This window comes from Acinetobacter lwoffii, from assembly GCF_015602705.1.
Classification (GTDB): domain Bacteria; phylum Pseudomonadota; class Gammaproteobacteria; order Pseudomonadales; family Moraxellaceae; genus Acinetobacter; species Acinetobacter lwoffii_E.
This window is the reverse complement of record NZ_CP059081.1, coordinates 2,659,033-2,674,716: the sequence shown is the minus strand read 5'-3', so window position 1 is coordinate 2,674,716 and position 15,684 is coordinate 2,659,033. Positions and strand designations below refer to the sequence as shown.

Below are 15,684 nucleotides of genomic sequence, written 5' to 3'. Positions count from 1 at the left end.
ATCGATATAAAATAGCATATTCACTTTTTTGACAGCGTTCATTGACTGAATTGTTGTGGAAGGGTTCGATTTACCAGCATGGGAAAGTTATGGACAAGCAGATTGTTTTTGAAGATGAACATATACGCGCGATTTTTATGCCGGGATCTTCTTCAGAACTGATTTTTTCATTTGGCGATTTGATTACCCGTGCCAAGGGCCTCAACATCAATGCAGAAAAGTCACTGGCGAAATTCGAGTTTAATGTGCTTGGTATTATGCCCAAGCATAAATCCTGGTTTCCGCAAGGTTCCATGTGGAACATGTTGCAAGCCATCGCAGATTTGATTGCGCCGTTTCAGCAGCGTATCGCGTATGGCGGTTCGATGGGTGGCTATGCCGCGATCAAATATTCCCGTGCCTTGGGCGTGCAACGGGTGGTGGCGATGGTGCCGCAATATTCGATTGATCCGGAAGATGTACATGATGCCCGCTATAACATGTTCTATCAGCCAGAGCTGAATACAAATATGCGGGTTGCAGTCGAAGATATCGACAACGCCTGCGAATATATTATTGTCTATGATCCTTACTGTGCCGAAGATCGGGCCCATTATCTGAAATTAGAGGCGCTGATTCCGCATCATCATGTGCTGCATTTGCCTTTTACCGGACATGATGCGATCGCAGTTTTGGCTAGTTCCGAATTGCTCTATGACTTTTTGGTGCATGAATATGAGCCAAGTTATTTCTACCAGAAAATGCGTCGGGTCAAGAAAAACAGCAAGTTCTACTACCGCAAGGTGATCGAAAATGTCTTGCCACGGCACCGCATGGCCTTGGGACACATTCTGAAAAATAATGATCTGCAACTGGATAACCAGTTTTTTGATGCCAGCCAGAAACAGGTTATTTTGCGGGAACTTTTGCGCAATAAACAGGTCGATCAGCATGACCTGCTCAAGCTCGGCATTCATGTGAATTTGCCGCAGGAAAATCGTCAGTTGCTGTTAGACCAGTATGGGCATGGTCTGGTATTTAATGTCATCAGCCATAAAATCGAAAGTTATGCAGAAGGTGCAATTGCCCTGAACCATAAATTCCTGATTCCGATTTATGCCAAAGGTAATGGTTTATTAAGCATTAACCTGAATGATGAACGTTATCTGGTGGTGATGAATGACCGGCACATCATGAAACTGATCAAGGAACAGGATGAGCTTAGTCTGGGCATGCACCCGATTTTAATGAAGCGTTATAGCGATTTTTATATGTTTAGCTATAAGCAGCTGAATCTGAGTGCCAATGAGTATGGGGCTGCTGCTTTTATCGACGATAGTGACAAAAATACGCAGTTTGTGACGCACAGCGAGATAAATTAACTAAAAATTTTTATAAAAAACAATTACTTGAATTGTGATGAGCTTGGCATAATATGGAGATAAGAGGTATAAATAATAAACCAATTATATCGTTCCCGATGGTTGAAACGAAGAAGGGGATCTCTATGATGCAAGCGACTCGGATGATGCAAGTATGTTTTATCTTCGGTTTGATTCTACCTAATCTGGCACATGCAGAAACTGTGCATCCTGCAGTGATCATGGTCAGTGCGTCCATCATCTTTATGATTATTCTGTCCGTGTATGTGGTGTATCGTATCCGCAAGTCACTACGTAATCATATGGATAAACCGCTGGATTAATTGCATCAGGCTGGAAACGGGTTGAAAAGACTCAATGACTTGTTTTAAATGACAGACATAAATTGTCAAACAGGATTGAGGGAACAGCCATGAAAGCCGTTTATTTAGACTATGCTTCTTTAGACCAGCAGGATTTAGACTTTCAGGCACTGCATGCAGCATTTGATCCACTGGTTTTGTATCCGGCGACCTCGGCTGCCGAGATTGCATCCCGTGTAGCTGATGTCGATGTTATCATTACGAATAAGGTGATGATCGATGCAGCTACGATTCAGCAATGCCCTCAACTCAAACTCATTTTAATCTCTGCAACCGGCACCAATAATGTCGACCTTGCGGCGGCCAAAGCACGCGGCATTGTGGTCTGTAACTGTCAGGCCTATGGTACTTCTGCGGTTGCGCAACATACTTTAATGTTAATGCTCAATCTGGCCACTTCATTTCTGTCTTATCAACGTGCGCTACAACAAGGCGAATGGCAAAAAGCCAGTCAGTTCTGTTTGCTGGATGCGCCAATTGTCGAGCTGGCCGGAAAAACCCTCGGCATTGTCGGTTATGGTGAACTGGGCCATGCGGTGGCGAAACTGGCTGAAGCTTTTGGCATGAAAGTTCTCATTGCCGCGCTGCCAAACCGTCCAGCAGATGCATCCCGTGTACCATTTACCGAGTTGCTTGCTCAAGTTGATTTTCTCAGTCTGCATTGTCCACTTACTGAAGACACTCGACATTTGATCAGTCATGCTGAACTCGAAGCGATGAAGCCAAGCGCATTTTTAATTAACTGTGCGCGTGGTGGTATTGTCGATGAAGCAGCCTTGGCGCAGGCGCTGCGTGAGGGTCAGATTGCTGGTGCAGCGACTGATGTCTTAACGGTGGAGCCACCGAAAGAAGGCAATGTCCTACTCGATGCAACAATCCCAAACCTGATTGTGACGCCGCATAATGCCTGGGGCAGTGTTGATGCACGGCAACGCATTGTGGATCAAATGGTCGAAAATGTAGCAGCATTTAAACAGGGTCGGCCGATTCGACAGGTCAATTCATAGGTCGCGTCGATACAAGGTAATAGTTTTATTTTCTAAAAATTAAAAAAGCCCATCACGGGCTTTTTTTATAAATCGGTTACCGCATAACTGGTAGCTGATCCTGACTGGGGTTGAGTCTGTGGTGTATTTGGGTTTTGCGTCGCACTCGATTGGCTTAAAGGCTGCTGCACGATAGGTGCCTGTTGTGAATTTCCACGCCAGACTTCTTTGGTCTGCTGGATCTTCTGACCGGTTTGTTGGGCTGCCTGAGTTGCACCCTGATCTACTTTTTGCAGTGTATCAGAGGTTGCAGATTTGGTATTGCTCCAGGCCCGGTCTACCCCCGGCTTGATTTTGGCAATGCCTTTTTCCGTTGCTTCACCGACTTTCTCAGCAGTATTAATCACGCCTTCCTGTGCTTTATAAGCAAAGACATGCAGCAGGTTCGGATTTTCACCATAAGGCTTAACCGGTTTAGCAGACTGAGTCGTGGTTTGTGCGAATGCTGGAACAGAAAGCATTAAAGCTGTCGTTAAAATAATTGGGGTTTTGATATTCATTATGGATCGACCTCGAATTCGTCTAAGTGCGGTCTGAGTTTGTTTTTCAGTGTAACGGATAATGGGCCAAAAACAATGAATATCCTGTGAAGAGTGCAGAGCTTTCAGGTGGATCTGTGCCGAAATATTGTAATTTTTAAAGAAAGGGCAGTAGAAATTAGCCCAAGTGTCGAATTGATTTTTAGCAAAATAAAAGCCCTGTTCTTAGACTAGAAACAAGGCGATTTTTTTAGTCACATTGTGTCAGGGCATCTTTGGCGAAATGTTCGCGTAAGCTGACAAAGTTCTTTTGTACGCCTGCATCGTGCAGGTCAAATTTTTGTGCAGTGCTAGTACCGTCGCGCTGGAAAGTCGCTGAGCCGGCATCGATTAGAGTCATACCTTTAAATGACCATTGTTCAATGACACGGTTATTGCCAATATCGCCGGTAAATTCAATCACGCATTTGTCGAGGAATTTGGTCAGTTTTGCCTTGTTGTTGGTCGTAGCTGGAACCACTTCGAGGTTTTGGACTTCCTGTAAGACGCCAACCTGAAGCTGTGGGATTTTGGGTGCAGATGTACAAGCTGTAACTGCGATACTCGCAAGACCAGTCAGAATGAGTGTTTTAAATTTCATATGATTCTTTCTTGTTGAGTGTTGTTAGTTTGAGTATAGGGAATTGGGTGAAAATTGGCTATAGGATTAAAGTGAAGGACTAAAGTGTTCTCGATATTCGATTCTTTATTGTCTAAAAATATGACTTTTTAAAACTATTTCGACAATATTTAAAAGGTCAGTTAGAGGTTCTGATAAATAGGTTTCTAAGTAAGAATCATAATATGAACTATCAGATAGGTGAGGGGCTTTTCCATGAACAATAGAGCCTCTAATGTTTAGCAAATGACTAAGTTGATTGGAATCAAATTTATTTGAATATTGGAGACATAAATTTTTAAATTTTTGGGAACTCTTAGTTCTAGTGTCTTCAATCAAGGATTCAATACAAGTACAAAGAGTTCTATATTGGCCAGCTTCTTGCTCAAACCAACTTTTATAAAAATTGGTTAACGCTAAAATATATCTTTCGCTTTCATTATTTATAGAGCTCATAAAATTAGAGATATTGTTTAAATGAATTGACAGTTCATTACCAATTTTTAATTTGAAATATAAGCTTGGTAGTAAATCTACTGTCTCTTTACAAGTATATTGATAATCGTCTGGAAAGTAGGAGCATCCAGAATCTTTAGGTTCGCCATTAAAGCAATACCTTTTTTCTGAGTCTTCAAATAAAGAAATTACACCGAGAAGGGCATATAAAATTCGTTGAGAAATTTCCTCGGTTGGAGCATAAATACCAATCCATGTTGATATTCTCTTTTGGTTGATTTGATTGTCAATAAGACTAGGATAGTAATTAAAATTAAATTGTTGGGAGTAGCTACTAGAAATGTTTAAATCTTCAAGACTTAGGTTAGAGCTATTTACAATGAAAAAATTCTGTAGCCGTAAGTTACTTTCGGTATGAATTGAATTAAATGGGTATAGAAAAATTTTCTGAGTTGCCTTAAAAAGTGGTGAAGTCAATAGTGCCTTAGCTAATTGCAATTTTGCATCACAAGGGATTTGCAGTTTGTAAGATAAATTAGGATTACGAGAAAACTCACCATCTCGGATGTACCAGAAATTTTCTATTAGGAATTGAGTTACTTGGCTTTTTAATTTTGATATTGGGAGTTCTGATAGATAAGGGACACCATTTTGTTTAATGTAAAAAACAGCTTTTAAATACGTTTTTTCATTTCTAATATAGATTGATGTGCCAATTGTATTAGACCAAATAGGGCTATTAGGTTCGTGAATCCCGAACTCAGATAGTAGTTGGTGTCTTTCACCTGTTGAATATATTGCATCTAATAGTAAATCCACTGCTTCAATGCATGTATTTAACATTCTTAATTTCCTGCTTTTAGATGTGTCACAACTGCCAAGAGTGACAAGAAAAATCTTGTATTTTTTATGGGTTGATTAAAAATTATGAGTTATCCACTTAAAAAATCAATTAAAAAACCCCACTAACTTATAGCGGGGTTTTGCTTAAATTAAAATAATTTAAGACTTAGTGCTGCAATACAGCAATATCTGCAACTTTGGTAAATAAGTCACGAAGCTGAGCAAGCATACGTAAACGGTTTGCTTTCAAGTCAGCATCATCAGCCATCACCATTACACCGTCAAAGAACGCATCAACTGGGGCACGAAGTGCGGCAAGTGCAGACAATGCAGCAGTGTAGTCTTTGGCAGCAAATAACGGCTCAACCACAGGCGTGATTTTCGCAAGTTCAGCGAATAACGCTTTTTCAGCATCTTCAACCAGGTTTGCTTCAACCACAGCACCTTCAGGTGCAGCTTCTTTGGCAAGAATGTTAGCAACACGTTTGTTGGCAGCAGCAAGTGCAGCAGCTTCAGGCAATGCACGGAAGTGATTCACCGCATTTACACGCTTGTCAAAATCAAGCGGAGATTTTGGTGACAAGGCTTGAACCGCTTGAATAACATCAACAGCAACACCTTGATCTTCGTATTTCGCACGGTAACGACCTTCAAGGAATGCAACAGCATCTGCCAAAGTCTTGTCGTGATCTTTCAATACATCGCCATAAGCAGCAAGTGCAAGTTTGATCAAATCTTCAATTGAAACATCAAGCTCGTTTTCAGTCACAAGACGCAAAATACCAATTGCAGAACGACGTAGTGCAAATGGGTCTTTAGAACCTGTAGGCGCTTGACCAATACCGAAAATACCTGTGAGCGTATCTAAACGATCCGCAAGAGCAATGGTTGTACCAGTTTTGGTTTTCGGTAAAACGTCACCTGCGAATTTAGGTAAGTATTGCTCACCTAAAGACTCAGCCAATTCCGCATTTTCACCTTCAAGACGTGCGTAGTAAGTACCTGCAATACCTTGAAGTTCAGGGAATTCACCCACAAGCTCAGAAGTTAAGTCACATTTTGCAAGAAGCGCCGCTTTTTCAGCATCTTCCGCTTTTGCACCTGTAATAGGCGCAAGTGCTACAGCCAATTTCGCAATACGTTCAGACTTGTTCCAAAGCGTACCCAATTCAGCTTGGAATACCATGTTTGCAAGTTTCTCTTTACGAGATGCAAGCGGTTGCTTTTGATCTTGTAAGAAGAAGAATTCAGCATCTGACAAACGTGGACGAACCACTTTCTCGTTACCTTCAATAATTTGTGTCGGGTCTTTCGACTCGATGTTTGACACAGTAATGAAGTAAGGTTGAAGTTTATTGTCAGCGTTCACTAAGCAGAAGTACTTCTGGTTGTCCTGCATCGTGGTGATCAATGCTTCTTGAGGAACAGCAAGGAAGCGTTCTTCGAAGCTTGCACGAAGCGCAACAGGCCATTCAACGAGTGCAGTCACTTCGTCACGAAGATCCGCAGGGACAATTGCAATGGCATTCACTTCATCAGCAAGTGCTTTGACTTGTTGATCGATGATGGCTTGACGCTCTTCAAAAGACGCTACAACGTAAGCCGCTTTTAACTTCGCTAAGTATTCGTCTGCATGCGCTAAAGTGATTGCTTCAGGTGCATGGAAACGGTGGCCATAAGTCACGTTACCTGCTTTGTGGTCTTGAATTGTTGCATCAACCACATCGTTGTCTTTCAACAACACAACCCATTTCACAGGACGTACGAATTCAGTACGGCTTGCCGCAGAACGCATACGTTTTGCGATTGGAAGATTATCCAATGCATTTTGTAAAATTTGTGGCAATAAAACGTCAAGGCTTTGACCTTTGACATCTTTTAAATAGCATACTTTTTCAACTTTACCTGCTTGGAAAGTTGATACTTGATCAACCGTGATGCCTTGACCACGCATAAAGCCTTCAAGTGCTTTCGTCGGGTTGCCTTCAGCATCAAAGGCTGCCTGTTTGGCAGGGCCGTCAAAACGTTTTTGTGTGTCTGCTTGTGCAGCATCAACATTGACGATTTTAAGTGCAAGACGACGCGGTGCTGCATAAGCTTCGATCGAATCAAACGCTAAGCCAGCATCTTTTAAGCCTTTAACGGTTTCTGCATGTAGTGCATCACGTAATTTTTTCAGGCTTTTTGGTGGAAGTTCTTCACAACCCAATTCGAACAAAACGGTATGTTTAGACATTATTTGCTCTCCTTGTTTGCTTCTTTCGCTTCTGCTTCAACTTGCGCTTTTAATTGTGCCAACACTTCATCACGTAATGCAGGTTCAGCCATTGGGAAACCAAGTTCCGCACGTGCTGCTACATAGCTGGTCGCAATAGAACGTGCCAATGTACGTACACGTAAAATGTAACGCTGACGTTCAGTCACAGAAATCGCGCCACGCGCATCCAATAAGTTGAAGCTGTGTGATGCTTTCACGACTTGCTCATATGCAGGAAGTGGAAGTTTCGCTTCGATCAAACGTGTTGCTTCAGCTTCGTAGAAATCGAACAATTCAAACATTTTTTCAACGTTGGCATATTCGAAGTTATAGGTCGATTGTTCCACTTCATTTTGATGGAACACATCGCCATAAGTCACCGTACCGAACTGACCTTTGGTCCAAACCAGATCGTAAACTGAGTCTACACCTTGCAAGTACATGGCAAGACGCTCAAGGCCGTAAGTAATTTCGCCGGTGACTGGGTAGCATTCAACACCACCGACTTGCTGGAAGTAAGTGAACTGAGTCACTTCCATACCGTTGAGCCATACTTCCCAACCTAAGCCCCAAGCACCCAGTGTTGGAGATTCCCAGTTGTCTTCTACGAAACGAATGTCGTGAACTAAAGGATCAATACCGATCGCTTTTAATGAGTCTAGGTAAAGCTGCTGGATGTTGTCCGGGTTTGGCTTAAGCACAACCTGGAATTGGTAATAATGTTGCAAACGGTTCGGGTTTTCACCATAACGGCCATCTTTCGGACGACGTGATGGTTGGACATAAGCGGCATTCCAGGTTTCAGGACCCAGCGCACGAAGGAAAGTCGCAGTGTGGAATGTCCCTGCACCCATTTCCATATCATAAGGTTGCAAAATGACGCAGCCTTGCTCCGCCCAGTAAGTTTGTAAGGCAAGAATTAAGCCTTGGAAGGTATCAATATGCGATATGGCGCGACTCATGGTCATCCACTTAAAATTAGAGAAAAATTGTGCTCAATTATAAGGACTTTGCAGGGGAGTGGCAAAGGGTTAATGTGGGGATACTTTTCTGAAAAAAATAAAACAGGCTTATAAAGATACGCGGTATTTAGAGTCTTACTGCATTTTTAGCTTGGCTGGTCGATACGGGCCGATCTAAAAATCAGGAATAAACCAGATGTATGACATGCTGTTAACCGGAGAATCATAAAGTTCAACGGATTTCATACGATTGCGATCCTCAAATTAGTTTAATATTCACGCAATATAATAATGCTTAAAAATAAGGAACTTCATGACCACTTACCAAATTCAATGCCATTTAAAATACAAGGTCGTGCAACCGACAGAATTTATTTTTATGCTTCAGGCGGCACATCATTCCGATCAGAAGATTCTCGGAGAACAACTCAGCTTTAACCTGCCTGTGACATGGCATGAATTTCAGGATGCGCAGCATCAAAATCGTCATGTTCGGCTACAGGTTGAACCCTGTGACGCTTTTGAGCTGAATTATGCGGCGACAGTGGTTCGTCAACCGAGTCTCTCTCTTGAGCTTCAGCAAGGTCTGAAAGAAGTAGCCATTCCTGAGCTGCCCGATGAAGTCTTGCCTTATTTGCTGGCCAGCCGTTATTGCAATTCAGATTTATTACTGGAAATGGCGAAACGCTCATTTGGCTGGATGACACCGGGCTATACGCGGGTCAAAGCGATCGAACAGTGGATTTATAACAATATTTTTTATGTGTCGGGGAGTTCTGACCAGTTCACCACTGCCACAGATGTGCTGGTGCATCGCGCAGGCGTATGCCGTGATTTTGCCCATTTAGGCATTGCGCTGTGCCGTGCCTTGGGAATTCCGGCACGCATGGTGGTCGGTTATGTAGAAATTGAAAAGTTTTTACCTGACTTTCATGCCATTTTTGAAGCCTATTTAGATGGTGGATGGGTACAGTTTGATCCGACCCGTCTGGCGCCGGTCGAAAATCTTATTCGGATTGGCACTGGAGTCGATGCCGGAGATGTGGCATTTTCAACTTATTATGGTCAGGTCGAACTGTTAAAAATCCAGCCGCTGATTCAACCTGAAATGAGCCATTAGGTTGTTTTAAAAATTTTTGAACAACGATTTAAGCAGCATGGTAAAAAGGATTTTTCTATGCAAATGACTATCGGTGATGACGTGATCATTCTATAAAAAGCAGGATGAATGTTTTAACCTGAGTGAAATATTGTTTTAAAAAGCATGTATTCGCGAATGGTGAAAAGATGTAAAACACAGATGCCTTTCATCGGGCTTGGTTCTATAATGCCCAAAATCTATAAACAATAAGATCAGGCGCACTGTGTTTCACTCCCATCTCGACTGGCTCAATACCTTAAAACCGAATTTCAAAGTCCTTCCACTCAAAGACCGTTTGCTCTGCGGAGCTGGAGCACTATTGGGTTTGGTAGTTTCGTCCTTGTTGAGCTTATGGATTTTGGGGGATTTTGAAGCTTGGTATATCGCACCGATGGGTGCATCCTCGGTATTGCTGTTTGCGGTGCCGGCCAGTCCTCTGGCACAGCCCTGGAATATTCTGGTTGGCAATACCATTGCTGCGGTGATTGGCGTGAGTTGCGCTTTATTCATAGCTAGTCCGACTGAGGCTTTTAGTGTAGCCGTGGCCTTGGCGATTGTCCTGATGATGACCACGGATTCCCTGCATCCACCGAGTGGCGCCGTGGCCATTACCGCCGTGCTGGGTGGCCAACCGGTGCATGAACTCGGTTATACCTTTGTATTTTATCCGGTGCTGCTCAATTCAATTTTGCTGATGGTGATTGCGATTGTCTTTAACCGGGTGATTGGCAAGGATTATCCGCAGCAAGCCCAGTTAAATACCCGCTCCAAGGATCCGACGCCGACCCAGAAAGTTACCATTCAACCGCAGGATATTCAGGAAGTGCTGGACCAGCGCACTGAGCTGCTGGACATCAGTGAATATGACCTGCAAAAAATTATTCTGGAGGCACAAAACCGGGCCAATGCGCGTGCGGTGCATGAATTTAGCTGCCAGGATATTATGACGAAGGATGTGGCAACCCTGCATGAAAATGATGATATCCAGCACGCATTGGACAAGTTCAAGCAGATGAACCTGATGAGCCTGCCCGTCGTTAATGCCGATGAACAACTGGTCGGTACACTGGCAATGTATCAGGTGGTGGAATGGTTCAAGCGCGCTGCCGATGTGCGCAGTAGCTGGGAACATCAGGTTAAACATATCATGACCCGTAAGGTGATCACAGTGCAGCCTTTACAACCCATTCAGGATCTGGTGCCTTATTTTGTCGAGCGTTCTTTCAACTATATTCCGGTGGTGAGCGAGCAGCAATTGGTGGGAATTATCAGCCGGGCAGATATGATTGCCGCACTAAATCAGGAACTGAATCATTTTAAAATGAAAGCTTAAAGCTGGATTAATATAGAATATAAACGACCATGCCTAATCAGATCTGGTCGGCCTGCCAGCTGAGAAAGCTATAAAAATAGTACCATCGGCAGACAAAAAAGCTAATAAAAAGCGCTGAAAACAGGCTCTTGAAAATGGAGAAAATCCCAGAGCTGGCTTCATGAAATAGCGCATAAGGGAATAAAATTACAGCTATGATCAGAGGTGCAAGCGCGAGTTTAAATGTCATTTTCCAAGGGGAATTCTGGATCGGTTGAGAGATTAAGTGAAACATCCTGTCTACTATGTGTTTGCCACTTTTTGCTGTTTTTAATATAGGGACTTTATCTTTATCATTTTTAAAAGCATACAAATTTTTGATGAGGAGAAAATTCAAAATATAGGCGAATAATACGACAAAGCACACCGGAGTGTGCTTTGTGGGTGGTGTAATGCTTAAAAACTTTAATGATTAAATAAAGAACCAGTAAATAAACAGTGAAATAATAAAGATACACATGATATTCAGTACAAAACCGACTTTCATCATTTCGCTTTGCTGGATATGACCGGTTCCAAAGACAATCGCATTTGGCGGAGTCGCTACCGGCAGCATAAAGGCACACGAGGCGCCAATGCCAATGACAATCACCAGAATTTCTTTGGGCATTCCCATCTGATCCGCAATTGCGGCAAATACTGGTACTAGCAGGGCAGCCGAAGCGGTATTACTGGTAAATTCAGTCAGGAAGATAATAAAAGTAGCGACTACAAAAATAATCATCAGCGGGGAGGTATCACCAAAGGCATTGGCCAGAGTTTGACCCAGTACCAGCGAACTGCCTGAATCCTTTAGAATGGCACTCAAGGTCAGACCACCACCAAATAGATATAACACCCCCCAATCAGTATTTTCTGCAATCTGTTTCCAGCTTGCGGTACCCAGAATCACAACCATACAGGCAGCCGAAATTGCAATCCAGGTATCCGGCTGGGAAATACCAAAAATTTCAGTGAATTTTTTACTGAAAATCCAGGCAATTGCAGTACAAAGAAAGAGGATCATGGTGGCTATACGGGTTCTGGTCCAAGGAATATCTTCGGTCGCAAATTGTATTTTATGATTCAGTTTTGGACGTAGTACCAGATATAAACTGACCAGCATGGCGGGAAGAATAATGAACATCATCGGCAAGCCGATTTTCATCCAGTCGGCAAAATCATAGCCGAGGGCCTTGGCGGCAATGGCATTCGGAGGGGAACCGACCATGGTGCCCAGTCCGCCAATACTGGCCGAATAGGCAATGCCGAGCAGGATAAAGACAAAAGTTTTACGATCCTTGCTGACATCCAGATGTGAAAGCAAACCCAGAGCCAAAGGCAGCATCATGGCAGCAGTCGCCGTATTGGAAATCCACATGGACAGAAGCGCTGTCACCACAAAAATCGCTAGTACAGAAATACCCAGATGCCCTCTGGACATGGAGATGATCCACATGGCAATTTTCCGGTCCAGTTTCTGGATATGCAACGCCGTTGCCAGCGCAAAACCACCAAAAAACAGGAAAATGACAGGATCGGCAAAAGTGGCCAAAGCGGCTTGCGTGGTAATCGGAACCAGTTCTTCACCAGAGGCCATTGGCATGACCAGTAATACTGCCATCACAGGGACGAGTAAAGCTGTAATCGTGATATGAATGGCTTCAGTCAGCCATAAAATACCGATAAAGGCTAAAAGTGCCAGTCCTTTATTGGCATTCTGGTCATAGGGCAGGTAAAGATATAAGCCATAGGCTACAATGGCTGCGACAAAAATAAGAATCCAGCCTTTAAGCAGCCCTTTGGGCATGGCATTGGTCGGGGTAGCTAGGTTGGTCTGAGTCATATGCTCTCCTTGCAAGATTTTTATTTACATCATTTTTTATATTAGCTTTAAATTTGTAATTTTGTTTTGCTTAAAAAATATCCTATTTAAAGATACTATAACCAGATTGTTGCAATAATCCAGCACTTTGCCAGAGAGCATACAAGCCCAAACCCAGAAGTAAAGCCAGGACAATCCATTTGAAGTGCTGCTGAGATAAACGATGGCGTATTTTGCCTCCAATCCAGACACCAGCAAGGGCGAATAAGCTTATCCCGATCAGAATATGCTGTTGATGGGTTTCCAGTGTGATCAGAATTGGAAACAGTAAAACCAGCTGGATCAGTTTGCCGGCAATGAAATTGAGATTACTGATAATGACAATAGCTGTTTTAGAGAGTTGGCAACTCATCAGATACATCATCAGAAAAGGTGCCATGGCATTGGTCGCCCCTCCAATAATGCCGGCCAGTAAACCAAAACAGAGCATACTGGAAATATGCGGACTAACTTGCAAAGGCCGTGCCCGTAATTGGTCCAAGACATAAAATATGATTACTAGACCTAATAACAGTTTTAAATAAGCCTCATTTAGCCAAAGTAACAGTTTGACCCCGAGTACACTGCCGATCAGGCTACTAAGCATTAGTGGCCAATAGCGTTTTATATAATAGCCAATGCTATTCAACAGACTATGCGTAGGATCGGCATTCAGCATGATCAGATTCAGCAGCAGGCAGGGCAGAATGACAAGCGTAACCGCGATACTAAGCGGATATGCACTGGACAGAACAGCCGTACTCATCATGGGAAAGCCAAAGCCGCTTAAACCATGCAGCAAGGCTGCTAAGGCACAGAGCCACAGCATCATCCATTCTGCCTGAGTCATGTGAAATCCATTTCAAAAATTGGAATCTTGAACTTATCGTGAATTCAACTAAGAAAGAAAGTGAAAAGCTGTAATACAGCAAAGAAATAACAAAAAAGATAGGCAAAAAAAGCCACGATAACTTGGGGAAATTACCGTGGCATCAAAATTTCATCCCATTTAACCGGGGTGAAAGAGGAAGCTCTGCGATGAAACTGGTTAAGAACGCTTGTTAAAAATGACTGTATGGCTTAATAGCGTTTATCCTGATTTACTGTACGCACGGGATTTTGATAGCCCTGAGGTTGATGAACGCTGTCATGATCAATTCTGTACTGTTTTTTCGGCATGATTAACCACAACACCAGATAAACCAAAATACCCGGGAATGCGGCACTCATGATTGAAATCACCACAAAAATCAGACGTAATAAATTTGCGTTCCAACCAAAACGTTCAGCAATACCACCCATTACACCTGCAATCATGTTTGAGCGGTTAGAGCGATATAAACCAACATTGGCCATTAAAATCTCCTGATTAAAAATAAGTTTGAATCCTAAAATGGATCCATACTTAAAGAAATGGAGTTTACTTAAACTTTTTAAAGTGCTGATTACAAATAAAATCGTTAAGTAATGTTAATAAAGATTAAAACCAGATCTAAGAGCTACTAACATAGTGAAAATTCTATTGAACTCTTGTGTAAAGTTCATCAGCTTTGCTGGGTGCTTTTTGCTCGCCATGTTTCCTATTTAGGTTTGTTAAAAATGAAATTGGATGTATCACGTTGTACATTAAGCAGTTTTTTTAAATGTAGCCTGGTGTTGGGGAGTATGGTGATTTTGCAGGCTTGTGATCAGCAGCAAGTCAAACCTGAACAGGAAGGTCAGGCGACCTCAGAAGAGGACGTTAAAATTTCCACTGCCAATACGAAGGCCGATGTAGTGACTGTCAGCGCCAAATCCTTAACTCAGGTCGCAGGGCAGGCGACTGTTCCGGTAGAAGCTGATTTAAACCCTCGCACTGTGCCAGAGGATGCTAAAGCATTTATTGGCCGCTATCATACTGAAATCGATTGTGATGGCCGCTTTGCGCCCTGTACTGAAGGTAAGGCAGAATTTATTTTGACTTTACTACCGGACGGTACGGTGCATCGCAGCATTTTGCAGTATGGGAAGGTATTTATTGATAATACCAAAAATAGCACCGCTCACAATATCACCTACCGTAAAGACCGCTGGTTTATCAATCCTGAGCGTACCGATATAGTAGTGAATCGTAAAGAAGGGGCGAGCTTTTACTATAAGATTAAAGATTCAAATCACTTAGTCATGAATCTGGAAAAAATCTATAGTGAAAAAGAAAAAACCAACCGGGAATTATTTGATCGCGGCTATCCGGCACCTTCGAAAGCCTATGAACTGGTCAAAGACACGTCCTTTCATATTCAAGAATAATACCCGATAAAAATCGGCTGATCTGGTAGAAAGCTTAATTCAAATACTGTTTAGATTAGACAATAAAGGCAAGTTGTGGGAACGTGTGAGCCTAAAATCTGGGCGCAGAAATACACGACCAAAACATCGCAATTTAATTAAAATATAATAAGGGAAATCAGGGAGACATTCTAAGGAAAGAATGGTGGGTCGTCCGCGATTCGAACGCGGGACCAACGGATTAAAAGTCCGCTGCTCTACCAGCTGAGCTAACGACCCTGAGGAATAAAAATGATGATGACCATTTTTATGACGCAAGAGTGTGGTGTACTTTTACGTGATCCTTTCGGAAGATGGTGGGTCGTCCGCGATTCGAACGCGGGACCAACGGATTAAAAGTCCGCTGCTCTACCAGCTGAGCTAACGACCCATCAAAAATATCAAATAAGTGGTGGGTCGTCCGCGATTCGAACGCGGGACCAACGGATTAAAAGTCCGCTGCTCTACCAGCTGAGCTAACGACCCTGAACCATCATTCAAACTTGGTTTGAATGTGCAGTGCAAGTCAAGCTAAATAGCTTAAAGCACCACTTTGTTTGATGGAGCGTATTGTAGCAAGATCTCATTTCAGCGCAA

General features: G+C 42.8%; 14 protein-coding genes and 3 tRNA genes. 6 read left to right on the top strand and 11 right to left on the bottom strand.

The features are described from left to right. Positions 1 to 89 precede the first annotated feature (89 nt). The 3 genes from H0S56_RS12745 to H0S56_RS12735 all read left to right on the top strand — a co-directional run bounded on the left by H0S56_RS12745 (position 90) and on the right by H0S56_RS12735 (position 2,730). Entirely contained in the window at positions 90 to 1,361 is a 1,272-nt protein-coding gene (locus tag H0S56_RS12745) for a hypothetical protein (protein WP_195726090.1), read from the top strand. A gap of 125 nt (positions 1,362 to 1,486) precedes the next feature. After that, positions 1,487 to 1,684: a hypothetical protein gene (locus H0S56_RS12740; RefSeq protein WP_081400832.1), complete on the top strand. Its 198-nt coding sequence runs from the start codon at positions 1,487 to 1,489 to the stop codon at positions 1,682 to 1,684. 89 nt (positions 1,685 to 1,773) lie between these two features. Then, positions 1,774 to 2,730: a 2-hydroxyacid dehydrogenase gene (locus H0S56_RS12735; RefSeq protein WP_195725218.1), complete on the top strand. Its 957-nt coding sequence runs from the start codon at positions 1,774 to 1,776 to the stop codon at positions 2,728 to 2,730. Between the two features lie 65 nt (positions 2,731 to 2,795). Here the strand turns inward: H0S56_RS12735 and H0S56_RS12730 are convergent, their stop codons facing one another. From H0S56_RS12730 to glyQ, 5 genes are all read right to left on the bottom strand, one after another. Then, positions 2,796 to 3,269, bottom strand: a complete 474-nt coding sequence (locus tag H0S56_RS12730) for a hypothetical protein (protein WP_004729377.1) — start codon at positions 3,267 to 3,269, stop codon at positions 2,796 to 2,798. Positions 3,270 to 3,498: 229 nt separating this feature from the next. Continuing rightward, complete coding sequence (locus H0S56_RS12725) at positions 3,499 to 3,888, bottom strand: hypothetical protein (protein WP_004278545.1); 390 nt, start codon at positions 3,886 to 3,888, stop codon at positions 3,499 to 3,501. Positions 3,889 to 3,993: 105 nt separating this feature from the next. Then, the gene (locus H0S56_RS12720; RefSeq protein WP_086044172.1) at positions 3,994 to 5,205 is read right to left on the bottom strand and encodes a hypothetical protein; all 1,212 of its coding nucleotides are present in this window, start codon (positions 5,203 to 5,205) and stop codon (positions 3,994 to 3,996) included. Positions 5,206 to 5,371: 166 nt separating this feature from the next. Beyond that, a complete protein-coding gene (gene glyS / locus H0S56_RS12715) occupies positions 5,372 to 7,441 on the bottom strand; it encodes a glycine--tRNA ligase subunit beta (protein WP_195725217.1) in 2,070 nt (689 codons plus the stop codon). After that, positions 7,441 to 8,424, bottom strand: coding sequence for a glycine--tRNA ligase subunit alpha (gene glyQ, locus H0S56_RS12710; protein ID WP_004278542.1), 984 nt, complete (start codon positions 8,422 to 8,424; stop codon positions 7,441 to 7,443). Before glyQ ends, glyS begins: the two co-directional genes overlap by 1 nt. 313 nt (positions 8,425 to 8,737) lie before the next feature. On the opposite strand from glyQ, the gene H0S56_RS12705 reads away from it, so the two are divergent. Beyond that, positions 8,738 to 9,544 carry a transglutaminase-like domain-containing protein gene (locus tag H0S56_RS12705; protein WP_195725216.1) on the top strand — a complete coding sequence of 269 codons (807 nt, stop codon included), beginning with the start codon at positions 8,738 to 8,740 and terminating at the stop codon, positions 9,542 to 9,544. Positions 9,545 to 9,788: 244 nt separating this feature from the next. Then, positions 9,789 to 10,898, top strand: coding sequence for an HPP family protein (locus H0S56_RS12700; protein WP_195725215.1), 1,110 nt, complete (start codon positions 9,789 to 9,791; stop codon positions 10,896 to 10,898). Between the two features lie 451 nt (positions 10,899 to 11,349). Here the strand turns inward: H0S56_RS12700 and H0S56_RS12695 are convergent, their stop codons facing one another. The 3 genes from H0S56_RS12695 to H0S56_RS12685 form a co-directional block, all read right to left on the bottom strand. Next, a complete protein-coding gene (locus tag H0S56_RS12695) occupies positions 11,350 to 12,762 on the bottom strand; it encodes an SLC13 family permease (protein ID WP_195725214.1) in 1,413 nt (470 codons plus the stop codon). 82 nt (positions 12,763 to 12,844) lie between these two features. Next, complete coding sequence (locus H0S56_RS12690; RefSeq protein ID WP_195725213.1) at positions 12,845 to 13,630, bottom strand: sulfite exporter TauE/SafE family protein; 786 nt, start codon at positions 13,628 to 13,630, stop codon at positions 12,845 to 12,847. 230 nt (positions 13,631 to 13,860) lie between these two features. Beyond that, positions 13,861 to 14,136: a PspC domain-containing protein gene (locus H0S56_RS12685; protein WP_004278536.1), complete on the bottom strand. Its 276-nt coding sequence runs from the start codon at positions 14,134 to 14,136 to the stop codon at positions 13,861 to 13,863. 243 nt (positions 14,137 to 14,379) lie between these two features. On the opposite strand from H0S56_RS12685, the gene H0S56_RS12680 reads away from it, so the two are divergent. Beyond that, entirely contained in the window at positions 14,380 to 15,069 is a 690-nt protein-coding gene (locus tag H0S56_RS12680) for a hypothetical protein (RefSeq protein WP_195725212.1), read from the top strand. 182 nt (positions 15,070 to 15,251) lie between these two features. On the opposite strand, the gene H0S56_RS12675 is transcribed toward H0S56_RS12680, so the two are convergent. The 3 genes from H0S56_RS12675 to H0S56_RS12665 all read right to left on the bottom strand — a co-directional run bounded on the left by H0S56_RS12675 (position 15,252) and on the right by H0S56_RS12665 (position 15,573). Then, a tRNA-Lys gene (locus H0S56_RS12675) sits at positions 15,252 to 15,327 on the bottom strand. A 75-nt stretch (positions 15,328 to 15,402) separates the two neighbouring features. Further along, positions 15,403 to 15,478 (bottom strand) — tRNA-Lys (locus tag H0S56_RS12670). 19 nt (positions 15,479 to 15,497) lie between these two features. Beyond that, positions 15,498 to 15,573, bottom strand: a tRNA-Lys gene (locus H0S56_RS12665). Positions 15,574 to 15,684 lie beyond the last annotated feature (111 nt).